The organism is Microbacterium lacticum (assembly GCF_006716815.1).
GTDB lineage: Bacteria > Actinomycetota > Actinomycetes > Actinomycetales > Microbacteriaceae > Microbacterium > Microbacterium lacticum.
The window spans coordinates 286,259-307,776 of the sequence record NZ_VFPS01000003.1 but is presented as its reverse complement, the minus strand read 5'-3'; the positions used below and the strand labels follow the sequence as shown (position 1 = coordinate 307,776).

Here is a 21,518-nt window from a genome sequence, read left to right as displayed (position 1 = left end):
ATGATCCCCATCACCGATCGACGACTGCGACCCTTCCCAGTCGGGTCGGCGTCATCCTACGCGAAGATTCGCGCGGTGAGCAACGTTTTTGTTACCCGACGGCTCCCTCGAACGCCACGATCGGCTGATCGACGCTGAGATCGACGTCGACGCGCACGTAGCCGCGCTGGTCCGCGGGCACCTCGAAGACGAAGACCCCCGTCGCCGACTGGCCAGGCGAGACTTCGTTCTCGAACGCCTTGCCTTCGGGCTTCGAAATGGGATTGGCGGGCTGCACCGGATCGCCGTACGCAGCAGTCACGGTCGCGGTTCGCAGGTCGATCGTCGCGTCGCTGTCGTTGCGGACCTCGACCGTGATGCGCAGCGCCGGCCCCCCGATCTCGCCCGGCAGAACGGCCTCTCCGGTCACGGATTCGATCTGGGCAACACGAACCTGAACGCCGTCGGCGACGGTGGCGGATTCATCGAGCCCGACTGGCGGCAGCGTGGTCCTGTCGGAGTCCGACCCATCGCCGTCATCGGGCCCATCCGTCGGCGTGGCGCCGGGAGATGCCGACGCTGCGGGAGAGCTCGACGCATCACCTGGCACGCTTGCCGTAACGGCGTCGATGGGAGTGGCCGTCGCCCGGCCCGTGGATGCCGCTACGCCGGCGTACACGGCTCCCGCCACAAGGAGCGCGACGACGACTACGGCGATCGTGCCCCTCGATCGCCGTCGATCGCTCTGGCCCGTCGCCTGCTCGTCCGCCTGTGTCTCATCGCTGGTCATGAGCGACCTCCCCCTCTGCCGCGCGGACATCATAGGCCCGCGGCTCGATCCGATTTCGTCTGGCAATGCGCCGGGCGTCGCGGAGCCCGCGGAAACCCCCGCGCCACGGCGCCAGCGAGAACAAGAACTGCCGCCGGCCACCGCGCAGGAGGATCTCGCGGGCAGATGCCCCTGCCGTGCGAGCCCACCGTCGCACGCCCGACTGCCCGAGGTGCTGGGTGGCGAACAGCATCCGGTTGCGGATGTTGAAGTAGTAGTACATCTCGGATTTCGTCCGGTCGTCGGCCGCTCGCCCTTGGGTGCCGCCTTCGTCATGGACCGCCCGCGCCGCGGAGACCACCCGGAGCATCCCGCCCGCCTCCACGACGCGGCGCGAGAAATCGACGTCCTCCCAATACAAAAAATACTCGGGATCGAACCCGCCGGTTGCGGTCCAGATCTCCACCGGGACCCATAGACACGCACCCGTGAGCCACTCCCACCGCTCGGATGCGGGGTACTGCCGGCGTTTGGCGCGTCCGCGCGTGATGCCGTCGTCCAAGTACAGGTCGGCTCCGTCGAACCAGACCGCGCCGCCGCTGGTCACGATCTGTGGAGCACATACGGCGTCGTGCATCGGATCGGCCGCGCGCAGGAGCGGCACGCACCCCTCGCCGAGGGTGGCGTCCGGGTTGAGGAGAAGCAGATCTCGCGCGCCTGCGTCGATCGCGCGTTGCGCACCCGCGTTAGCGCCACCGCCGAACCCGAGGTTCTCCTCGGGCTCGACCAGAAGCCAGCCGTGCTCGGCGGCCAGCGCCTGCACTCGAGTTCGTTCCTCCGACGATGTCGGATTGTCGACCACGACGACGGATGCGGGGGCTGCGCGCGCCGCACTGCGAACGAGGTTCCGCTCGAGCAGGCCAGACGATCCGTAGTTGACGGCGACGATCGCCAGCGGCCGCCGCCCACCCTCAGCCGACACGCTGCATCTCACGGAACCACTTCGCGGCCGCGGCCACGAGGAACAACGCAGCGAACACGAACAACGTGCCGTACGCCCACAAGAAGAGAATCGGGGCGCCCCAGAGGACGAACACGAGGCACACGACGCCGAAGTCGGTGGGGAGGAGCATCATCGACCGGGTGAACGTGCCGCCGCCGCGCGCGTGGGTCGACGGCACTCCGCGCGCCCCCTTGAGCAGATCGTTCAAGAGCATGCCGAAGAAGGTGGTCGTCGCCACCGCCGAGAAGGCGAGCGGAACCAGTAGCCACACTCGCGGAATCTCCGGCGCGAAGCGATACAACCCGATCGCGACGGCGAGATGGAGCGTGGATATCTTGATCGCGTCGACGAAGTGGTCGAGCCACTCTCCGGCAATGCTCCCGCCGCCGGAGAGCCGTGCCACCTGTCCGTCAGCCGAGTCCCAGGCGTAGCCGAGCGCGAGAAGCGCAGCAGCCGCGAAACCGACCCAGGGGTCGTTCGGCACAGTCGCGATGAGCGCGATGCCGGCGAAGGTGTGCAGCGCGCTGAGCGCGGTCACCTGGTTAGGCGACAACCCCGCACGGAAGGCGAAAGCGGCCAGGAGCCGACCGATTCGGCGATTGACGTATACGGAGTAGGCGGGTGCTCCGCGAGCGTGCCCCTTCTGCGCTGCACGCAGGCGGCCGAGCGTCTCTTCCAGCCCTGGCCGCGCCCCACGGACGGTCGTCATGATGTCTCCTCCCGGACGGCGGGCGCCCCGCCGACGTCGAGTCCATAGAGCGCGCGATTGCGGCCGATGACCCCTTCCAACTGCCCGACACCTCGTGCGATGTCTCGCGCCCCGATTGCGTCGAGGCGGGTCGATCCGCTCACCCGGGCGCCAAGACCCCGCGCCGACCCCACGGCGATGCGCATCAAAGCGGCGCACAGACCACGCGCCCGCACGCGGGCGCGCCGCGCGGGTGCTCCCTCGGCGAGCGCCAGTGAGACACGCACTCCGGCGGCGGCCATGCCACGACTCCTGACGAGAGCGTGAGCGCGTGTCTGACGCGCGGAGAGGAGGTGATCTTCCACGATCGCGTCCGCGCACCACACCATCTCCACGCCCGCGGCGCCCAACTGCGCGGTGAAGAACGAATCCTCTCCCCCTGTGGCTCCGAAGCGTGAATCGAATCGCACACCCGCACGGCGGACCGCCGCCACGTCGAGCAGCAGATTGTTCGTCGCGGCGCCGGCGATCCGGTCTCGGGTCTGCAAGCCCGAGCGGTGTGCGCGCGCGTAAAAGCCACCCGCCACGATCCAGGGATCCCACTCTCCCTCGATGACGGTGCGCACCGGGCCGGCGACGACCCCCGCCCCCGTCACACGTTGCGTGTCGAGCAACCGCGCGAGCCACCCCTCGGCAGCCGGGGTCTCATCGTCGTCGATGAACACGAGCATGTCGTGGCACGCACTCTCATCCAGTGCCCGGTTACGCACAACCGAGAGCCCCGGCTGCGGCTCGGGGGCGTACCGCACCGGCAGTGACGCCGATCGCACGACGTCCGCCGCGGACCCCGATGGGTCGTTGTCGATGACCACCACGTCGACGCGTGCACACGAGCCCTGCTCGATCGCGGCCTCGATCGTGGCAGGCAGACGGTCGAGCAGCCGAGCCAGCTCGCGCGGACGGCGCAGGGTGGGCACGGCGATCATCACCGCCAGATCGTCGTCCCGCGCCGGCGCGGCCATGGGAGCCACGGCCTGCAGACCTTCACCGTCCACGAACGACTCGCAGCTTCATGAGCACCCATTTCGGGTGGAGAACGGATGCCGCCGCGAGATTGCCGACGAGGGCGAACGGTCGGCGGTTCAACCATGCCAAGCCGGCTTGACGAAACTTCAAGGCGCCGGTGTCCTTGCGGTACCACCGCCACCGGGTGCGTCGATCGGGGACGTTGTCGCGTCGCCACTGTTGGTAGTCCGTGAAGGGTTCGCCCGCGAGCTGGGCCGCGTTGCGGTAGACCATGTATCGGGTCATCATTCGTTGTCCTTCGATGTGCGAGAAGGACATCGATGAGCCATGGATCCGGTACAGGACGTGGGGTCCGGGCAGCAGACGCACCTCCCAACCGTGCTCGTAGACCATCCGATTGATGAGTTCGAGGTCTTGCGCGGCGTCGAACGCTGCGTCGTAGAGACCCGAGTCGACGACCGCATCGCGTCGGTAGGTGATCGCGGGGTGCGGAATCAGAATCTCGCGTCCAGCCTCGCGAAGCTCCTCGAACTCCCGTCGCGACGACGGGCCCACCGCCACTCGACCAGCCACGCGTCCGCTCGGGCCGAGGTACCGCCCCTCCCCGGAGACCGCTCCCAGTCCGGCGTCGGCACGCAGGGCGTCGACATGCGCGGAGAACCCGCCTCGGACCACCACATCGTCGTGCTCGGCGACGGCGACGAAGTCGGGGCATCCGGCGTGTTTGATTCCGGCATTCAGTGCACGCGAGACCCCCACGGGGCTGTCGTGACGGATCACCGTCACGCGCGCATCCCGCAGCGCGTAAGCCCGCGCGAACTCACCGGAGCCGTCCGTCGAACCGTCGTCGACGATGACGAGCTCTCCGCCCGCGGGCAGGTCGTCGAGCACGCTCGTGATCGCCTCGCGCACGTAGGTCGCCGCGTTGTGCACGGGCATCACCACCCGCGGGCGGCCTCCGTCTTGACCGGCGCCGATCGGCGCGGTCGACGAGTTCTCCGTCATCGAATATCCCCCTCGGCGGCGCGTCATCCCCAAGACGTGCGCCGCCTATCCCCGCTCACAGTATGCCGCGACAGCGCGAACTCGTCCACAACGGCGGTCGGCTAGGCTCGCGAGGCACGAGGGTTGGGGGCTCCACGGTGACAGAGTTCGACACGGCAGACGCCGCACCACGCCGCGTGCTGATGAGTGCATACGCGTGCGGTCCGGACATGGGTCCGGAGGCCTCGGCGGGGTGGGCGTTCGCTGTCGCGGCGGCTCAGCGGCACACGGTCCACGTGATCACGCGGCCCAGGTTCACGGACGCCATCCGCGCCGCGCTCGATGCCGATCCTGCCCTGAGCGCCCGGCTTCGCGTGCATTTCTACGACCCACCGCGGGCGGTCGCGTGGAAGCGTCGTGCATGGGATCTCTACTGGTTCTACCCCCTTTGGCAACGCGGTGCCGGCCGCTTGGCGCGTGAGCTGCATGGTGCTGAACACTTCGACGTCGCCCACCACATCACGTTCGCGAACGACTGGATGCCCGCGGGGATCACTTCGCTGCGGGAGGTGCCGATCGTCTGGGGTCCGGTCGGGGGGTCGAGCACGCTGCCGATCCGCCGCCTAGCGAGGTGGCTGGGTGTGCGCGGCACGGTCACCGAGCTCGCCCGCGCCGTCATCACTCGCCCCCTCCGCGCCCTCGGCGGGGATCCGACCGCACGCCGCGCCCGTCTCGTGGTCGCGCAGAACCCGCAGGTAGAGGCGCATTTCCGCGCATTGGGAGCGACGACGGTCGTCGAGCCCAACGCGAGCCTGTCCGACGTGCCCGCGCGCTCTGCGCACATCGATGACCGCGTCGCGATGTTCGCCGGTCGGCTGGTCGCTTGGAAGGGAGCGGCGCTCGCGATCGACGCGCTCGTCCGTCCCGAGCTGGATGGCTGGCGCCTGCATATCTTCGGCAGCGGCCACCAACAGCGTCGTCTCGAACGCATGATCGCGCGCCGTGGACTCTCGGAGCGCGTCAGATTCTTCGGCGAGGTGCCGCGTGACATCCTCCTCGACCACATGAGCCGCGCCACGGTGTTCCTGTTCCCGTCGATGCATGATCAGGCAGGTTGGGTGGCAGCCGAGGCGAGTTCGATCGGCTGTCCCGTCGTGTGCCTGCCGCTGGGTGGGCCTCCCCTCCTCGCGGAACCCAACGCCCACATCGCCTCGTTGGAGGGCGATATCCCCCGCAATGTTGCGCGCGCCGTCGTGCGAGCAGCCGCAGCCGGCGGCGTTCCGACTCAGCGATGGACACCGGACAGACTCCCCGCGGAGGTCACCAGGTGGTACGCGATGGTCGCCGATCCGACCGGTAACCCCCGTCCTGACGGGAGACCGCGCCGCAGAGAGCGGCCGATCATCGTTCTGGAATCGTTCGGCACGCCGAAGGAGACCACGAACCCGTACATCACGCAGCTGCATCGCTCCCTCGCACGACGCCCCGACGTCACGGTGCGCACGTTCAACTTTCGCTCAGCGATTCTCGGTCGGTACGACCTCGCGCACGTGCACTGGCCGGAGCTGCTCGTCGGCGGTCACCGCCCGATCGGGCGAGCAACGCGGCGCGCTCTCACGGCGGCCGTGATCCTCCGTTGGAACCTCACGCGGACCCCGATCGTGCGCACCCTCCACAATCTCGAGCGTCCGAGCGAAATGGCCGCGATCGACGGCTGGCTGCTCGACCGCGTCGACGCGCGCACGGTGCTCGATCTTCACCTGAACGATCAGACGCCACCGAGAGACGGGATCGAATCGTCGACGATCCTTCATGGGCACTACCGCGATTGGTTCGCGCGGTTCCCGCAGTCCGAGGCGATCCCGGGACGGGTCGCTTACGTCGGGCTCATCCGGCGGTACAAAGGCGTCGAGGACCTCGTCGACGCCTTCACCGCTTGGCGACGGCCCGGAGTCTCGCTGCACATCGCGGGACACCCCTCTTCAGCCGACCTTCTCGACGCGATCACCACAAGGGCAGGCGAGGACGAACGGGTGACCATCGATCCACGCTTCCTCTCCGAGGTGGAGCTCGCGCAGACCATCACCTCGTCGCAGTTGATCGTGCTTCCGTACCGCCACATGCACAACAGCGGCACGGCGCTTGCCGCCCTGTCGCTGGGCCGTGCCGTCCTCGTCCCCGACAACGAGGTCAATCGTGCGCTCGCTGATGAGGTGGGCGCGGAGTGGGTGCACACGTATACCGGTGCACTCGGAGCCGAAGACATCGAGAGCGCGTGGGAGGTCGCCGCGCGAACGACCGGTGTCCCCGACTTGTCCGGGCGCGAATGGGACCTGGGGGCGGCGCAGCACGTCGACAGCTTCCGAACCGTCGCGAACCGAACTCGTCACCACGGAGACTGACGCAAGCCTCGAGCGGAGATGCGCCCCGCGGTTGAGGGTGTACCATTTCCGCATCGGACTGTGGGGGTTCGGTGAGCGACGCCGGGGGGCGTTGCGATGACGTCAGCTGCTGGGGGGGCACCATGACGGTACGTATCGGCTATGCCGCGGGGGCGTTCGACCTGTTCCACGTGGGGCACCTGAACATCCTTCGGCACGCCAAGGATCAGTGCGACGTGCTCATCGCCGGCGTCGTGAGCGACGAGATGCTCCGCGCCGTCAAGGGCGTCGCGCCCTTCGTTCCGACGGCGGAGCGGGCAGAGATCGTGCGAGGCATCCGCTTCGTCGACCACGTGCACATCGAGACGGTGCCCGACAAGCTCGACGTGTGGCGCGAGGTGGGCTTCACGCACTTCTTCAAGGGCGACGACTGGCGCGGCACGGAGAAGGGCAACCGGCTCGAACTCGAGTTCGCCGCGGTCGGCGTCGAGGTGGTGTATTTCCCGTACACGGCGCACACCTCGAGCACGCAGCTGCGCCGCGCTCTCGAAGTCGTGACGGCCGAGACGCTGCACGACTACTCCGAACGCCCGGCGTCCGCCTGAACACACGATGAGCAGCCACCGGTGACCGGCGACGCCGTCGACCTCTTCGTCGGTCAGATGATCGGACTGCTGCCGAAACTCCACCCCGACGACATCGACGACGCCACGCGTCGACAGCTTCGGCTCCTCTTCCCCCGCGTCGACGGCGAAGCGGCGCCGGTCGTCGGCAAGGCCCGTCGCCCCCGCAGCTACTCGGTGATCACGAACGGGCGCGGCGGCGGCGTGCTGACCGTCGGAGGGACGGAGATCCCGGTCGCGATCCTGCCGCTGGATATCTCCACACCGCCGGAAGCGACCGCCTTCCGGATCGTGGCGATCGCGGGACGGGCGATGCGCGTGCGCGGAGTCGCCGAGGGCGACGAGTTCCGTTGACGAACGCGCGACGAGCGGCTCGGCACGGGCGTTTGTGGCGCGAGCAGCCTCATCGGCTGAACGGCAGATGACACCTGGGTGGCGCATAACGAACTGACAGATCACACACAGGCGGCGCCACAGGACGCCCCGCTACGCTGAGACGACCTTTTCCGCCGGCGATTTGCGAGCGACCCATGGAACTGACCGTCATCGTTCCGACCTTCAACGAAGGCCCGAATGTCGCGGAACTCCTCCGCAGACTCGGAGCGTCGCTCGACGGGCGCGACTTCGAAGTGCTGTTCGTGGACGACTCCACCGACGACACCCCCGACATCATCCGCGTCGTCTCGGGCACCGTCGACTTCCCGGTGCGTCTGATCCGCCGCGACGCTCCCGTCGCCGGCCTCGGCGGCGCCGTGCTCGAGGGGCTGCGCGCGGCCGACTCGCGCTGGTGCCTGGTCATGGACGGCGACCTGCAGCATCCCCCCGAGGACATCCCGCGCATGCTCGACCGCGCCGCGGTCGGCGACGTCGACATCGTCGTGGCCTCGCGCTACGTCGCGGGCGGCACCGCCGGCGGTCTGGCGAACGCCACCCGTACGGCGGTCTCCCGCGCCTCCACTGCGCTCACCAAGTCGATGTTCCCGCGCAAGCTCCACGGCTGCACCGACCCGATGACCGGGTTCTTCCTCGTCGACCGCGACGCCCTCGACCTCGATGCGCTCCGCCCCCGCGGGTTCAAGATCCTGCTCGAGATCCTCGCGCGCCGCCAGCTGCGCATCGGCGAGGTGCCGTTCGCGTTCGCCACCCGGTACGCCGGCGAGTCGAAGGCCACCTTCACGCAGGGCATCCGCTTCCTCACGCAGCTGGCGATGCTGCGCTTCGGCCGCATGTCGGCCTTCGCGCTCGTCGGCGGCATCGGCGCCATCGCGAACCTCGTCATCATGTGGGGCCTCATCCGCCTCGGCATGGACTACATCCCCGCCGCGATCATCGCGAGCGAGGTGACGATCATCGGAAACTTCCTGCTGCTCGAGTACCTCGTCTTCTCCGACATGCGCGCCGGCTCCGGGCGCATGCGCACCCGCTTCATCAAGTCGTTCGCGTTCAACAACGTCGAGGCGATCATCCGCATCCCGCTGCTCGCGGTGCTCGTCCAGGGCGCGCACATCCCGAGCGTGCTGGCCGCCGCGATCACCCTCGTCGCCGCCTTCGTCGTGCGCTTCGTCTACCACGCGCTCTGGGTCTACGCCCCCAAGCGCATCGCGGCCGCCGCCGCGGCCCCGGCCGTCGCCCAGCCGAGCGGACGTACGCTGGAGTCATGACTTCGACCTCCGACCAGACCATCACGATGTTCGGCGCCGACTGGTGCCGCGACTGCATCCGCACGAAGAAGCAGCTCGACGAGCTCGGCATCGCCTACACCTACGTCGACCTCGTCGCCGACCCTGCCGCCGCCGACGTGGCGCGCGAGATCTCGGGCCGCACGAACATCCCCGTCGTCGTCTACCCGGATGCCTCGCACCACGTCGAGCCCACCAACGCCGACGTCGAGGCGAAGCTGCGCGAACTCGCGCTGATCTGACGCCCTGCCGCCCCGCTGACATCGAGGAGCGCTCCCGCTGGGATCGCGTGCCACTCCGGCCGTAGGCTGAGCCCACGGGCATCCATTCGAAGGAGAGTGTCATGGCGACGACGACGGAGCACGCGACCCTCGATCAGGCGATCACGCAGCTGGAGACCGGCGCCCGCGCCTGGAGCCTGCTCACCCTCGGCCAGCGCCGCGCGCTGCTCCGCCGCGTGCACGCGACCACCGCGGCCGTCGCCGAGGAGTGGGCGTACACGGCGTCCGAATCGAAGGGGCTCGCGCCCGGGCATCCCCTGCGCGGCGAGGAATGGCTGTCGGGGCCGTACGCCGCCCTCGTCGCCGTCGACGCGTACGCCGACACCCTCGGCGCGCTCGCCGCGGGCCGCTCGCCGATCGCCGGCGTCCGCACCGGCACGGCGCCGGGCGGACGCACCGTCGTGCACACCTCGCCGCTGACCGCGACCGACCGCCTGCTCCTGTCGGGGTACTCGACCGAGGTGTGGCTCGAACCGGGCGTCACCGCCGAGGCGGCCCGCCGTGCGGCGGGGCTCGGGCAACGGTATCCCTCGGCGCCCGGCGGGGTCGGGATCGTGCTCGGCGCGGGCAACATCACCTCGATCCCCTACCTCGACGTCCTGTACGAGCTGATGGCGTTCAACCGCGTCGCGATCCTGAAGCTCAACCCCACGCAGAACGCGCTCGTCGGCGTCTTCGAGCGCGCCCTCGCCCCTCTCATCGAGCCCGGGTTCCTGCGCATCGTGACCGGCGGCGGCGACGTGGGCGGCTCCCTCACGGGGCATCCGGGGATCTCGCACGTGCACATCACCGGGTCGGAGGCAACCTTCCGCGCGATCGTGCCGGGGCTGTCCGTGCCGATCACGGCGGAGCTCGGCGGCGTCTCGCCCATCATCATCGTTCCCGGGGAGTGGTCGGCGGCCGACCTGCGCTACCAGGCCGAGCACGTCGTGACGATGCGCCTGCACAACAGCGGACACAACTGCATCGCCGGCCAGGTCGTGCTGCTCAGCAGCGACTGGCCGCAGCGCGCGGATTTCCTCGAAGAGCTCCGCGCCGCGTACGACCGCGCGCCCGAGCGGCCGGTCTGGTACCCGAACAGCGAGAGCAAGATGGATGCCGCGCGCGACGCGTACCCCGACGCCGCGCGCTGCGGCGACGGCAGTCGGACGCTCGTGGAGACCTCGCCGGGCGAGGCGGAGCCGCTCGAGACGACCGAGTACTTCTCCCCCGTCCTCGGCGTCGTGGCGCTCCCCGGGACGGGGCAGGAGTTCCTCGACACCGCGGTCGCACACGCGAACGACCGGCTCACCGGAACGCTCGGCGCCAACGTGCTGATCGATCCGGCGACGCAGTCCGCGCTCCGCGCCGGATTCGAGCGCGCCGTCGCCGACCTGCACTACGGCACGGTCGCCGTCAACGCGTGGACGGCGTTCGGATTCCTCACCCCCACGGCGACCTGGGGCGCGTACCCCGGCGGCACGCTCGACGACGCCCCGAGCGGCATCGGCATCGTGCACAACGCGTTCCTGCTCGACCAGGTCGAGCGCACCGTCGTGCGGGGGCCGTTCCGCCCGTTCCCGCGCTCGGCGACGTCCGCGCTCCGCGGCTACGGACTGTCCGTCCTGCCGAAGCCGCCGTGGTTCGTCACGTCGCGCACCGGCGCCGCGGTGTGCGAGGGCTTCACCCGGTTCCGCATCGACGGCAACGGGGCGGCGATGGCGGTCGTGCTCGTCAAGGCCTTCGGGGCGTGAGCGGCGGCGTGGGTTCGGGAGCGCGTCCTGGCATCCATCGCGGCGGCGACCTCGAAGCCGACTACGTCATCGTCGGGGCCGGCTCGGCGGGGGCGGCGCTCGCCGCGCGGCTGAGCGAGGACCCCGCCGTCTCGGTGCTGCTGCTCGAGGCCGGGCCGGTCGATCGTGCGCTCGAACTGCACGTTCCCGCCGCGTTCTCGAAGCTCTTCCGCGGGCGCTACGACTGGAACTACGACACCGCGCCGCAGCCGCACCTCGACGGGCGCACGGTCTACTGGCCGCGCGGCAAGACCCTCGGCGGATCGTCGTCGCTCAACGCGATGATGTGGGTGCGCGGGTTCGCCGCCGACTACGACGAATGGGCCGGCGTCGCCGGCGCGGACTGGTCGTGGGCCTCGCTCGCCCCCTACTTCCGGCGCGTCGAAGACACCGCGGATGCCACCGATGCGTCCCTCGGCCGCGGCGGCCCGCAGGCGGTCGAGCGGCAGCGCGATCCGCGACCGCACACGGCGGCGTTCCTCGACGCGGCGCGGGAGCTCGGCCATCCGGTCACCGAAGCGAATCTGCCCGCCGGTCAGGGCTTCTCCGAGACGATGGTGACGCAGCGCCGCGGCGCACGCGCCTCCACCGCCGACGCGTACCTGCGGCCGGCGCGCCGCCGACGGAACCTCCGCATCGTGACCGACGCGCTCGTCCGGCGCGTGACGTTCGAGGCGGGTGGCGGCGGGGATGCTGCCGACGCAGGCGGCGCGATGGACGCCACGGAGGAATCGCGCGGCGACGGACCGCGCTCGACCGGGGTCTACGTCGAGATCGACGGGATCACCCGGCATGCGCGGGCACGCCGCGAGGTGATCCTCTGCGGCGGCGCGATCAACACTCCGCAGCTGCTGATGCTGAGCGGCATCGGACCGGCCGACCACCTGGCCTCCCACGGCATCACGACGATCGTCGATGCTCCGGGCGTCGGCGAGAACCTGCAGGACCACCTCGTCGCCGGGCTCGCGCCGGGCGCGCGCGGCGGCACCCTGTACGGTGCCGAGAAGCCGGCGCAGCTGGCCGCGTACCTTACCCGGCGCCGCGGGATGCTCACCTCGAACGTGGCCGAGGCGTACGGGTTCGTGCGCACCGGGGTCGCCGATGAGAGCGGCGCGGCGGACGGACTGCCCGACATCGAGATCATCTTCGCCGCGGCGCCGTACGTCGGCGAGGGGCTCGTGCCCCTGCCGGCCGAGGGCATCACCGTCGGCGCGATCCTGCTGCGTCCGCGGAGCCGCGGAACGATCCGGCTCGCGTCATCCGATCCGACCGACGCCGCCGTCATCGACCCCGGATACCTGAGCGATCCGGACGGCCACGACGCCCGGACGCTCCTCGCCGGGCTCGCCGAGTGCGAGCGCCTGATCGCGACGCGCGCGCTCGACGCCGTCACCTCGGACGACTGGGTGCAGCCGCCGGGCGGCGCCTCGATGACCGCCGCCGAGCGCGCCGAAGCATCCCTGCGCCGCTACTCGCACACGCTCTACCACCCGGTCGGCACCGCGCGGATGGGCCTCGACGAGGCATCCGTCGTCGACCCGCAGCTGCGGGTGCGGGGCGTGCGCGGGCTACGCGTCGCGGACGCCTCCGTCATGCCGACCATCATCCGCGGCCACACGAACGCCCCCGCGATCGTGATCGGCGAGCGCGCCGCCGACCTGATCCGCCAGGCCTGACCCGCCGGGCCGGTGGCCCGCACGGGCGCCCCGCCGTTCACAACGTCGGAGATTCGAGTGCGGCCCTGGCCCGAACCCCGGAATCACGCGGGCACTCTCCCGCCCGAAGCCAGATTCTCCGACGTTGTGAACGGGCGGGCGGTCGGGGCGTGCTACCGGGCTCGCCCCGCCGGCGACGGGGACCGACCACCCGCCCGTCCGCCGTGCGAGACCGCCGCCGTTCGCAACGTCGGAGAATCGGCGTCGACCCGGGCCAGAAGCCGCGGAATCACGCGGGAGGCGGCGCGCGCGTAGCGCGAAACTCCGACGTTGTGAACGCGCGGGGCGGGACCCCGCGCGGTAAGCGCGCGGGTGAGCCGTGCGGCGCGGGCCCCGTGGGGCGCCGCGCGCGCGGGGGTCAGCGACCGGAGGAGCGGCGCTGGCCGCCGTTCTGGCGCACGACGGAGCCGACCATGAGCTTGCCGCCCGCGCTTCCGCCGTGCGAGGCACGCCGACCCGAGGTGCGGGGGTTGCCGGATGCCTGTGCGGCGCCCTGCTCGCGGGCCGGACGCTGGTCGCGACCGCCGCGCGCGGCGTCGCCGGCGGGGCGACCCTGGCGCTCGGCCGCGGGACGACCCGAACGGTCGGTGCGCTGCTGCCCGCCCTGACCGGACCGGCCGGCACCCTGGCCGCCCTGACCCGACTGACCGCCCTGACCCGCACGGCCACCGCGTCCACCACGACCGCCCTGACCGGAGCCGCCCTGACCGCCCTGGCCCGAGCCGCCGTGCGCAGCGCCCTGGCCCGCGTCACGCGCGGCGCGCTTGCGCTGCGCGTTCGCGCCCTGGCTGCGTCCGCCGCCGCCCTGGCCTCGGCCGGGCTGCTCCGACTTCGGCGCCGGCGCGACATAGGCCGCGACCTCGCCGACGAGCGCGGTCACCTCGGGCGAGGTCGCCGAGACCTTCACCGGGGTCACCGTGATCGCGGCCTTGCGCAAGAGGTCCTTCACGTCCTTCTCCTGACCGGGCAGCACGATCGTCACGACCGAGCCCTCGGCGCCGGCACGGGCGGTGCGCCCCGAGCGGTGCAGGTACGCCTTGTGCTCCATCGGCGGGTCGACGTGGATGACCAGCTCGACATCGTCGACGTGCACGCCGCGCGCGGCGACGTCGGTCGCGACGAGCACCTTCGCCGCGCCCGAAGCGAACGCCGCGAGGTTGCGGTCGCGCGCGGGCTGCGACAGGTTGCCGTGCAGGTCGACCGCGGGGATCCCCTGCGCCGTCAGCTGCTGGGCGAGCTTCTTGGCGTGGTGCTTCGTGCGCATGAACAGGATGCGCCGGCCGGTGCCCGACGCGAGCGTGCGCACGAGCTCCTTCTTGGCATCCACACCCTCGGTGTAGAACACGTGGTGCGTCATCGCGGCGACCGGCGAGTTCGCCTCGTCGACCGAGTGCAGCACCTCGTTCTGCAGGAACCGGTTGACGAGCTTGTCGACGCCGTTGTCCAGCGTCGCGCTGAACAGCAGTCGCTGACCGCCCTGCGGCGTCTTGTCGAGAATGCGGGTGACCACGGGCAGGAAGCCCAGGTCGGCCATGTGGTCGGCCTCGTCGATGACGGTGATCTCCACGGCATCCAGCTTCACGAAGCCCTGCTTCATGAGGTCTTCGAGGCGGCCGGGGCAGGCGACGACGATGTCGACGCCGTCCTTCAGCGCCGCGACCTGGCGGTTCTGGCTCACGCCGCCGAAGATCGTGGTGGTCTTCAGCCCGTAGGCGGATGCCAGGGGCTCGAGCGTCGCGTTGATCTGCGTCGCGAGCTCGCGAGTGGGGGCCAGGACGAGACCGAGGATGCGACCGGCACGGCGCGAACCGCCCGCGAGGGCGCCGCCGAGGCGCGCGGCCATCGGGATCGAGAAGGCGAGGGTCTTGCCCGAGCCCGTCTTGCCGCGGCCGAGCACGTCGCGGCCGGCGAGGGTGTCGGGCAGGGTGTCGGACTGGATGGGGAACGGCTCGGTCTTGCCGTCCTTCGCGAGGACGTCGAGCAGGGGGGTGGGCACGCCGAGCGTGCGGAAAGTGGTGTCAGACATAGGAATGTTTCTGGGCAGGATGCCCGGATCGGTGGCCTCTGCGGGATATGCGCACAGGGTCGCCGTATGGGGAATGTCAGCCGGCATCCGGTCGGACCGGGCGGCGAGGGAAGCGCTCTACGACGCAAGCACGCGGTCGGATGCCGCGCGGCAAGAACCTTCAGTCTAGCAGGGAGTTCTCTGCGCCGGCGAAGCGATCGGTCGCGGCCCGCAGCGCGCGAGCGATCCCGGGCTCGGCGGCCGAGTGCGAGGCATCCGGCACGACCACGAACTCCGCCTCGGGCCACGCGCGGTGCAGGTCCCACGCCGTCATCATGGGCGTGCAGACGTCGTAGCGGCCCTGCACGATGACCGCGGGGATGCCACGGATCGCGCCGACCTCGTCGATGAGCTGGCCCTCGCGGAGCCACCCGCCGTGCAGGAAGTAGTGGTTCTCGATGCGGGCGAACGCGACGGCCGTGTCGGGTTCGGCCATCGAGGCGACCCGATCGGGGTCGGGGAGGAGGCTGAGGGTCGCGGCCTCCCACGTCGTCCAGGCGCGGGCGGCGGGCAGGTGCACGGCCGGATCGGGGTCGGTCAGCCGGCGGTGGTAGGCCTCGATCAGGCGCGAGCGCTCGAGCACCGGGATCGGAGCGAGGTAGTCCTCCCACAGATCGGGGTAGATCGCCGACGCCCCACCCTCGTAGAACCACTCCAGCTCATACCGGCGCAGGGTGAAGATTCCGCGCAGCACGAGCTCGGTGACGGCGTCGGGGTAGCTCCCCGCGTAGGCGAGCGCGAGGGTCGACCCCCACGACCCGCCGAACACCTGCCACCGGTCGATGCCGAGGTTCTTGCGCAGCAGCTCCATGTCGGCGACGAGGTGCCACGTGGTGTTGTAGCGCAGGTCGGCGTCGGGCGCGCTCACGTGCGGCGTCGAGCGGCCGCAGCCGCGCTGGTCGAACAGCACGATGCGGTAGGCCTCGGGGTCGAAGAAGCGGCGATGCCATGGCGAGGTCCCCCCGCCCGGGCCGCCGTGCAGGAAGACGACCGGCTTGCCGTCGGGGTTGCCGGACTGCTCCCAGTAGACGCGCTGCCCGTCACCCGCGAGCAGGAATCCGGTCTCGTACGGCTCGATCGGCGGGTAGAGGATCTCGTCGAGGTGAGCCGGGGCTCCGGCGGAGCCGCTCACAGGTTGTTTCCGACCGAGAACGTGTCGCACGCGCCGGGACCGCCGTTGAGGCCCTGCGTGAACCAGCGCTGGCGCTGCTCGCTCGATCCGTGCGTCCAGCTCTCCGGGTTCACCTGCCCCGACTTGGCCTGGATGTGGTCGTCGCCGACGGCGGCGGCCGCATCGAGGGCATCCCGGATCTGATCGTCGCTCGGCCGCTGCAGGTAGGCGACGCCCTTGTCGTCCTTCTGGTCGGCCGCGCCCTGCACCCAGGCGCCGGCGAAGCAGTCGGCCTGCAGCTCGGAGCGCACGCCGTTGCTGTACGGGCCGGCGCCGTTCGACGGGTACTGGTCGAAGATGCCGGTGATCTGCTGGATGTGGTGCCCGTATTCGTGCGCGAGCACGTAGAGCTGTGCGAGCGGGCCGGCCTCGTCGCCGAACTGCTGCTCGAGCACCTGGAAGAACGTCGGGTCGATGTAGACGGTCTCCTCCGGCGGGCAGTAGAACGGGCCGGTGGCATTGGATGCCGTGCCGCACGCGGTGGGCGTCGACTCGTCGACGATGATCAGCTGCGGCGCACGGTAGCCCTGCACCTGGCTCGCCCAATAGGTGTTGATCGACTTCGATCCGCCCGCGAGACGGCAGTCGATGCTCGCGTTCGCGTCCGCTCCGGTCTCGCAGTTGGCGATGTCGGTCTCGGGTCCCGCCTCCGTGCCCCCGCCCATCCCGCCGAGCAGGCTCGAGAAGTCGGCCCCCGTGAAGATCTGCAGCAGGATCACGGCGATCGCGCCGAGGCCGCCGACGCCGCCCGCGATCACGCCGCCGCCGGGCCCCCGCCGCTTCGCGCCGCTGCCGCTCACGTCGGCGTTGCTGTTGAACGTCATGCCCTCACCGTATCGCGTGGCGCCCGCCGCCCCCAGATGCCGCCCGGGAGGCCGCCCGGGATGCCGCCGCGTCGCCACCGCCATCGCCATCGGCATCCCCGCCCTCGTTGCCGCGCCCTGATGCGCGCTCTCCCTCCGATCCCGCCCGGGCCCTAGGTGTACTGACCCAGATCGTTGTTGACGTAGGAGAGACCTCCGGGGTCGAGTTGGAGCTGTCTAAGTTCTTCAGCTCAAACGCACGGAGGTCTCTCTTGTCTCACGCTAATGCCCGGCTGACTCCGGCCGGCCGGTTGATCATGGTTCAGCGCATCCAGTCGGGGCGTGCGGTCGCGCATGTTGCCGCGGAAATGGGGATCTCCCGCACGACCGCGTGGCGGTGGTGGCGCAGGTTCCGGGAGTGCGGCCCGGCGGGCCTGATCGATCGTTCCAGCGTCGCCCGCTCCCACCCTCGCCAGACCAAAGCGTGCGTGGAGGCGAGGGTGCGGATCATGCGGCACCTCACTCGGCGTGGGCCGGTGTTCATCGCTGACAAGCTCGGCTTGCAGGCCTCAACGGTCGGTAGGGTGTTGCGCCGCCACCACGTGCCGTTGCTGCGGGAGCTGGACCCGGTCACGGGGTCCGTGATCCGCGCGACCCGCCGATCCGCGCAGCGTTACGAGCATGATCATCCCGGGTCCCTGATCCACGTTGATGTGAAGAAACTCGGCCGTATCCCCGACGGCGGCGGATGGCGTCTGCATGGCCGCGGGCAACGTCCTGCGCGCAAGCGGGGCCTGGGTTACGACTACGTGCACACCGTCATCGACGACCATTCCCGAGTTGCTTACGCGGAGATCCACGACGACGAGAAAGGCACCACCGCGGCGGGCGTCCTCGACCGCGCGATCGCGTTCTACGCGCGCCTCGGCGTCACAGTCGAACGCGTCATCAGCGACAACGCGTTCGCTTACCGCCACTCGGCCGCGTTCAAGGCCGTGGTCGACGCGCACGGCATCCGACAGCGGTTCATCAAACCGCACTGCCCCTGGACCAACGGGAAAGTCGAACGCCTCAACCGCACCCTCGCCACCGAGTGGGCCTACGCCCGCCCCTGGAGCTCGAACGACGACCGAAAAGCAGGGTTGACGACCTGGCTCGACTACTACAACCTAGACAGGCACCACCTCGGCATCGGAGGCAAAACCCCCATCGACCGAATCAACAACGGTCGAGGTCAGTACACCTAGGCTCGGAACATGGATGCCACGACCATCACCGTCACGGGTGCGGGCGGCCAGATCGGCTACGCACTGCTGTTCCGCATCGCCTCGGGCGCCCTGCTCGGCCCGGACCGCTCCGTCCGCCTGCGACTGCTCGAGATCCCGCAGGGCCTGAGGTCGGCCGAGGGCGCCGCTCTCGAACTGCAGGACTGCGCGTTCCCGCTCCTGCAGAGCGTCGACATCACCGACGACGCCCGCACCGCGTTCGACGGCGCGAACCTCGCCCTCCTCGTCGGGGCGCGCCCCCGCACCGCCGGCATGGAGCGGGCCGACCTCCTCGCCGCCAACGCCGGCATCTTCGGCCCGCAGGGCGCGGCGCTGAACGAGGTCGCGGCGAGCGACATCCGCGTCGTCGTCGTGGGAAACCCCGCCAACACGAACGCGCTCATCGCTGCGGCATCCGCCCCGGACATCCCCGGCGACCGCTTCGCCGCGCTCACCCGCCTCGATCACGATCGCGCTCTCGCGCAGCTCGCGCAGGCGACGGATGCCTCGGTCACCGACATCCGCGGCATCGCGATCTGGGGCAATCACTCCGCGACCCAGTTCCCCGACGTCGACCACGCGACGGTCGCGGGACGCCCCGCCCGGGAGGTGCTCGCCGAGCGGCTCGGCGGCGCGGAGGCCGCCGCGACCTGGCTGGACGACGAGTTCGTGCCGCGGGTCGCGAAGCGCGGGGCCGAGATCATCTCGGTGCGCGGATCATCGTCGGCGGCCTCGGCCGCGAACGCCGCGATCTCGCACCTGCGCGACAGCGTGGCCGGCACCGACGGGACGAGCGCCGCCGTGCTCTCGCGGGGCGAATACGGGGTGCCCGAGGGGCTGTACTCGTCGTTCCCCGTCACGAGCGACGGCTCGGGATACCGGATCGTGGAGGGGCTCGACCTCGACGATCGCGCTCGCTCCCGCATCGACGCCTCCGTCGCCGAACTCGTCGCCGAGCGCGACGCCGTGCGCGAGCTCGGCCTCCTCTGAGTCGCCGGCGCCTTTGACTCCCCAAACCCTCTCGATGCCGAGCTGCGCGAGGCCGCGGCATCCGCCCTCACCGCCCCCGAGCTGCAGCGACGGGACGGCACCGCGTTCGACCCGGAGCTCATCGAGCGGATGGGCATGCGCTACACGACGCCGCCCACCGAGGAGACGACCGCGTTCGCGCAGGACATGCTCGAGCTGCGCCTCGCGCTCATCGAGGCGATGCGCGCGCGGCTGACGACGCTCAGCTCGGGCGGCGCGTTCAGCACCCGCGCACTGCGGCACACCCTCGCCGAGCTCGACGCCGACCAGCTGAGCATCGAGCTGCGGCTGCGGGGAGACGACTGACCCGCGGCGAGCCGCGCGACCTGTGAGAATGGGAGCTCGACGAAGGAGCGAGATGAACGCCCAGATGGATGCCTCGGGCCGCGCCCCGGCCGACTACGCCGAATCCATCGCGCTCCCGGCGACGACCGAAGCGGTGCCGGTGATCGTCTCCGACTCCGACTGGTGGGCGGCACGCCCGGCCGGCTCGCGGCTCGTCGGGCTCGTCGTGGCCCGCGACGACCTGCCCTCGGTGATCGCCCAGCGCGACGCCCTCGCGGAGTTCGGCGTGCCGATCGAGGGCTTCCGTCACCCCGCGCCCGAGACCGGGGAGAGCTGGTCGGAGCGCCTGACGCGCCTGTTCGGCCGTCTCACGAGCGGCGACGTCGTCGTGGTGGCCGACAAGCACGCCCTCGGCCGTACGGTGCCGGAGGAGACCCACGCGATCGCCGAGCTGCGCCGCCGCGGCATCATCGTGAAGGTGCTCGGCCACTCGCGCGCCTGAGCCGTCACGCGGCGCGGTCGAGCCCACGCGAGACGGCGGCCCCGCGGATCATGATCCGCGGGACCGCCGTCGCCAGCCGGGCGAGCCCGGCCGGGGGTCACTGGCCGAGCTGGCTGGCGAGCTGCTCGTCGGTGGACTGCAGGGCCTGTGCGGCCTTCTCGAGGAACGACGCCATGCCCTCGATGCCCTGCACGGTCTTGGTCGCACCCGTGGTGAACTCGGTGTACGAGGCGTCGAAGGCGCCGGAGGCGCGCGTCGTGGTGAAGCCGTCCTGCACGAGCTGGGCGACCAGCTGACGCAGGCGCTGCAGGTTCGCCTCGAGCTCGGACTGACCGTCGCGCAGCCGCCCCGCGGCGCTCTGCATCGGGAGCGTCGTCACCCATTCCCTCCGCCGCGCTGCGGGCGTGCAACCTGCACCTGGTCGGCAGCGGACAGGGATCGGTCTCGCCACGCGACATCGTCGCCGAGCTGGCCGACCTCGCCGCCGAGGTGACCACCGGTTCCTACGACCTCGACGTGCGCGCCGTGCCACTCTCGCAGGTCACGGCCGCCTGGGCCGAAGCGGCGACGACGAGCCAGCGCCTCGTGATCGTCCCGAACGCCGCGTGATCCCGGGGACGGCGCCGACTCGCCGCATCGCGACAGTGCGGCGAGTCAGCCCGCGCGGTGGCAGCCGACGAGGTGATCGTCGACCATCCCGGCCGACTGCATGAGCGCGTACATCGTGGTCGATCCGACGAAGCGGAAGCCCCGCCTCTTGAGCGCCTTCGAGAGCGCATCGGATGCCGCGGTCACCGCGGGCACATCGGCGAACGCGACCGGCCGGTCGGCCGCCGAGCGGGGTTCCGGCGCGAAGGACCACATGAAGGCGTCGAACTCTCCCGGCGTCATCGCCGCGACGAGCCGGGCATTTCCGATCGTCGTGAGGATCTTGGCTCGGTTGCGGATGATCCCGGCATCCGCCATCAGGCGCTCGACGTCGGCCTCGTCGAACGCGGCGACCGTCTCGGGCTCGAATCCGGCGAACACCTCGCGGAAGCGGGGGCGCTTCCGCAGGATCGTGATCCACGACAGCCCCGCCTGGAACCCCTCGAGCGACATCTTCTCGTAGAGCGCCCGGTCGCCGTGCAGCGCCCGGCCCCACTCCTCGTCGTGGTAGCGCCGGTACTCCGCGTCATCGCCGACCCAGCCGCAGCGCGCGAGACCGTCGGGGCCGCGGATGAGGTCGGGGCGCAGGTCGTCCATCAGACCAGGCTATCGACGTGCCCCGACACTCCCGACGCTCGCGCTCCCGGTACCCGAGCTTCCGGTGCTCCCGCCCTGGGCACTCGTCCGCAGCGCCTCCGCGAGGTCGGTGTGCGCGAACGTGAACCCCGCGGCGGTGAGCCGCTCGGGCGCGACCCAGCGGCTCTTCACGACGAGCTCGGGTTCGGTGCGCAGCACCCACATCGCCGGCTCAATCATCCACCGATACGCCGGCACGTTCACCTATAGCGCC

At 70.8% G+C, this 21,518-nt stretch carries 22 protein-coding genes; 11 read left to right on the top strand and 11 right to left on the bottom strand.

Going from position 1 to position 21,518, the window contains the following annotated elements; all coding sequences use genetic code 11:
* Window positions 1-91: 91 nt before the first annotated feature.
* Genes FHX68_RS10190 through FHX68_RS10170 form a run of 5 tightly spaced genes read right to left on the bottom strand, consistent with a single transcriptional unit; the run spans window position 92 to window position 4,470 of the window.
* The gene (locus tag FHX68_RS10190) at window positions 92-802 is read right to left on the bottom strand and encodes a DUF4352 domain-containing protein (RefSeq protein ID WP_141380992.1); all 711 of its coding nucleotides are present in this window, start codon (window positions 800-802) and stop codon (window positions 92-94) included.
* On the bottom strand, window positions 756-1,730 hold the full coding sequence (locus FHX68_RS10185; protein WP_229661588.1) for a glycosyltransferase family 2 protein: 975 nt from the start codon (window positions 1,728-1,730) through the stop codon (window positions 756-758). Before FHX68_RS10185 ends, FHX68_RS10190 begins: the two co-directional genes overlap by 47 nt.
* Entirely contained in the window at window positions 1,720-2,460 is a 741-nt protein-coding gene (locus tag FHX68_RS10180; protein ID WP_141380993.1) for a CDP-alcohol phosphatidyltransferase family protein, read from the bottom strand. The genes FHX68_RS10185 and FHX68_RS10180 overlap by 11 nt, the downstream gene beginning before the upstream one ends.
* Window positions 2,457-3,494 (bottom strand): glycosyltransferase family 2 protein, encoded by a 1,038-nt coding sequence (locus tag FHX68_RS10175; protein ID WP_229661587.1) that lies wholly within the window; start codon window positions 3,492-3,494, stop codon window positions 2,457-2,459. The genes FHX68_RS10180 and FHX68_RS10175 overlap by 4 nt, the downstream gene beginning before the upstream one ends.
* A complete protein-coding gene (locus FHX68_RS10170; protein WP_170214262.1) occupies window positions 3,484-4,470 on the bottom strand; it encodes a glycosyltransferase family 2 protein in 987 nt (328 codons plus the stop codon). Before FHX68_RS10170 ends, FHX68_RS10175 begins: the two co-directional genes overlap by 11 nt.
* Window positions 4,471-4,607: 137 nt before the next feature.
* Between FHX68_RS10170 and FHX68_RS10165 the strand changes: the two genes are divergently transcribed.
* The 7 genes from FHX68_RS10165 (at window position 4,608) to FHX68_RS10135 (ending at window position 12,861) form a co-directional block, all read left to right on the top strand.
* Window positions 4,608-6,851, top strand: a complete 2,244-nt coding sequence (locus FHX68_RS10165; RefSeq protein ID WP_244926852.1) for a glycosyltransferase — start codon at window positions 4,608-4,610, stop codon at window positions 6,849-6,851.
* 122 nt (window positions 6,852-6,973) lie between these two features.
* Window positions 6,974-7,435 (top strand): FAD synthase family protein, encoded by a 462-nt coding sequence (locus FHX68_RS10160; protein ID WP_141380995.1) that lies wholly within the window; start codon window positions 6,974-6,976, stop codon window positions 7,433-7,435.
* A 21-nt stretch (window positions 7,436-7,456) separates the two neighbouring features.
* Window positions 7,457-7,807, top strand: coding sequence for a hypothetical protein (locus FHX68_RS10155; protein ID WP_141380996.1), 351 nt, complete (start codon window positions 7,457-7,459; stop codon window positions 7,805-7,807).
* Between the two features lie 176 nt (window positions 7,808-7,983).
* Window positions 7,984-9,114 (top strand): glycosyltransferase, encoded by a 1,131-nt coding sequence (locus FHX68_RS10150; RefSeq protein ID WP_141380997.1) that lies wholly within the window; start codon window positions 7,984-7,986, stop codon window positions 9,112-9,114.
* Complete coding sequence (locus tag FHX68_RS10145) at window positions 9,111-9,374, top strand: glutaredoxin family protein (protein WP_141380998.1); 264 nt, start codon at window positions 9,111-9,113, stop codon at window positions 9,372-9,374. Before FHX68_RS10150 ends, FHX68_RS10145 begins: the two co-directional genes overlap by 4 nt.
* Window positions 9,375-9,475: 101 nt before the next feature.
* Complete coding sequence (locus tag FHX68_RS10140; protein ID WP_141380999.1) at window positions 9,476-11,146, top strand: aldehyde dehydrogenase family protein; 1,671 nt, start codon at window positions 9,476-9,478, stop codon at window positions 11,144-11,146.
* Window positions 11,143-12,861 carry a GMC family oxidoreductase gene (locus FHX68_RS10135; RefSeq protein WP_229661585.1) on the top strand — a complete coding sequence of 573 codons (1,719 nt, stop codon included), beginning with the start codon at window positions 11,143-11,145 and terminating at the stop codon, window positions 12,859-12,861. The genes FHX68_RS10140 and FHX68_RS10135 overlap by 4 nt, the downstream gene beginning before the upstream one ends.
* A 397-nt stretch (window positions 12,862-13,258) precedes the next feature.
* On the opposite strand, the gene FHX68_RS10130 is transcribed toward FHX68_RS10135, so the two are convergent.
* The 3 genes from FHX68_RS10130 to ypfJ all read right to left on the bottom strand — a co-directional run bounded on the left by FHX68_RS10130 (window position 13,259) and on the right by ypfJ (window position 16,960).
* Window positions 13,259-14,926 (bottom strand): DEAD/DEAH box helicase, encoded by a 1,668-nt coding sequence (locus tag FHX68_RS10130; protein WP_141381000.1) that lies wholly within the window; start codon window positions 14,924-14,926, stop codon window positions 13,259-13,261.
* Window positions 14,927-15,086: 160 nt separating this feature from the next.
* Complete coding sequence (gene pip / locus FHX68_RS10125; RefSeq protein ID WP_174799167.1) at window positions 15,087-16,097, bottom strand: prolyl aminopeptidase; 1,011 nt, start codon at window positions 16,095-16,097, stop codon at window positions 15,087-15,089.
* Window positions 16,094-16,960 carry a KPN_02809 family neutral zinc metallopeptidase gene (gene ypfJ / locus FHX68_RS10120; protein WP_141381001.1) on the bottom strand — a complete coding sequence of 289 codons (867 nt, stop codon included), beginning with the start codon at window positions 16,958-16,960 and terminating at the stop codon, window positions 16,094-16,096. Before ypfJ ends, pip begins: the two co-directional genes overlap by 4 nt.
* Window positions 16,961-17,211: 251 nt before the next feature.
* Between ypfJ and FHX68_RS10115 the strand changes: the two genes are divergently transcribed.
* The 4 genes from FHX68_RS10115 (at window position 17,212) to FHX68_RS10100 (ending at window position 20,020) form a co-directional block, all read left to right on the top strand.
* On the top strand, window positions 17,212-18,186 hold the full coding sequence (locus FHX68_RS10115) for an IS481 family transposase (RefSeq protein WP_141920038.1): 975 nt from the start codon (window positions 17,212-17,214) through the stop codon (window positions 18,184-18,186).
* Between the two features lie 9 nt (window positions 18,187-18,195).
* Complete coding sequence (locus tag FHX68_RS10110) at window positions 18,196-19,194, top strand: malate dehydrogenase (protein WP_141381540.1); 999 nt, start codon at window positions 18,196-18,198, stop codon at window positions 19,192-19,194.
* 129 nt (window positions 19,195-19,323) lie between these two features.
* Window positions 19,324-19,539, top strand: a complete 216-nt coding sequence (locus FHX68_RS10105; protein WP_170219061.1) for a hypothetical protein — start codon at window positions 19,324-19,326, stop codon at window positions 19,537-19,539.
* Window positions 19,540-19,591: 52 nt separating this feature from the next.
* Window positions 19,592-20,020: a recombinase family protein gene (locus FHX68_RS10100; protein WP_141381538.1), complete on the top strand. Its 429-nt coding sequence runs from the start codon at window positions 19,592-19,594 to the stop codon at window positions 20,018-20,020.
* A 97-nt stretch (window positions 20,021-20,117) separates the two neighbouring features.
* On the opposite strand, the gene FHX68_RS10095 is transcribed toward FHX68_RS10100, so the two are convergent.
* The 3 genes from FHX68_RS10095 to FHX68_RS10085 all read right to left on the bottom strand — a co-directional run bounded on the left by FHX68_RS10095 (window position 20,118) and on the right by FHX68_RS10085 (window position 21,508).
* Window positions 20,118-20,399, bottom strand: coding sequence for a WXG100 family type VII secretion target (locus FHX68_RS10095; protein WP_229661652.1), 282 nt, complete (start codon window positions 20,397-20,399; stop codon window positions 20,118-20,120).
* A 275-nt stretch (window positions 20,400-20,674) separates the two neighbouring features.
* Window positions 20,675-21,265 carry a DNA-3-methyladenine glycosylase I gene (locus FHX68_RS10090; protein ID WP_141381537.1) on the bottom strand — a complete coding sequence of 197 codons (591 nt, stop codon included), beginning with the start codon at window positions 21,263-21,265 and terminating at the stop codon, window positions 20,675-20,677.
* Between the two features lie 9 nt (window positions 21,266-21,274).
* Window positions 21,275-21,508 carry a DUF1731 domain-containing protein gene (locus tag FHX68_RS10085; RefSeq protein ID WP_373288723.1) on the bottom strand — a complete coding sequence of 78 codons (234 nt, stop codon included), beginning with the start codon at window positions 21,506-21,508 and terminating at the stop codon, window positions 21,275-21,277.
* Window positions 21,509-21,518 lie beyond the last annotated feature (10 nt).

What these genes read in the sequence shown, in the direction of transcription:
- FHX68_RS10170 (WP_170214262.1), bottom strand. Translation starts at nt 4,470, where the DNA reads ATGACGGAGAACTCGTCGACCGCGCCGATCGGCGCCGGTCAAGACGGA.
- FHX68_RS10090 (WP_141381537.1), bottom strand. Translation starts at nt 21,265, where the DNA reads ATGGACGACCTGCGCCCCGACCTCATCCGCGGCCCCGACGGTCTCGCG.
- FHX68_RS10140 (WP_141380999.1), top strand. Translation starts at nt 9,476, where the DNA reads ATGGCGACGACGACGGAGCACGCGACCCTCGATCAGGCGATCACGCAG.
- FHX68_RS10180 (WP_141380993.1), bottom strand. Translation starts at nt 2,460, where the DNA reads ATGACGACCGTCCGTGGGGCGCGGCCAGGGCTGGAAGAGACGCTCGGC.
- FHX68_RS10145 (WP_141380998.1), top strand. Translation starts at nt 9,111, where the DNA reads ATGACTTCGACCTCCGACCAGACCATCACGATGTTCGGCGCCGACTGG.
- FHX68_RS10100 (WP_141381538.1), top strand. Translation starts at nt 19,592, where the DNA reads ATGAACGCCCAGATGGATGCCTCGGGCCGCGCCCCGGCCGACTACGCC.
- FHX68_RS10150 (WP_141380997.1), top strand. Translation starts at nt 7,984, where the DNA reads ATGGAACTGACCGTCATCGTTCCGACCTTCAACGAAGGCCCGAATGTC.
- FHX68_RS10130 (WP_141381000.1), bottom strand. Translation starts at nt 14,926, where the DNA reads ATGTCTGACACCACTTTCCGCACGCTCGGCGTGCCCACCCCCCTGCTC.
- FHX68_RS10110 (WP_141381540.1), top strand. Translation starts at nt 18,196, where the DNA reads ATGGATGCCACGACCATCACCGTCACGGGTGCGGGCGGCCAGATCGGC.
- FHX68_RS10190 (WP_141380992.1), bottom strand. Translation starts at nt 802, where the DNA reads ATGATGTCCGCGCGGCAGAGGGGGAGGTCGCTCATGACCAGCGATGAG.
- FHX68_RS10160 (WP_141380995.1), top strand. Translation starts at nt 6,974, where the DNA reads ATGACGGTACGTATCGGCTATGCCGCGGGGGCGTTCGACCTGTTCCAC.
- FHX68_RS10105 (WP_170219061.1), top strand. Translation starts at nt 19,324, where the DNA reads ATGGGCATGCGCTACACGACGCCGCCCACCGAGGAGACGACCGCGTTC.
- ypfJ (WP_141381001.1), bottom strand. Translation starts at nt 16,960, where the DNA reads ATGACGTTCAACAGCAACGCCGACGTGAGCGGCAGCGGCGCGAAGCGG.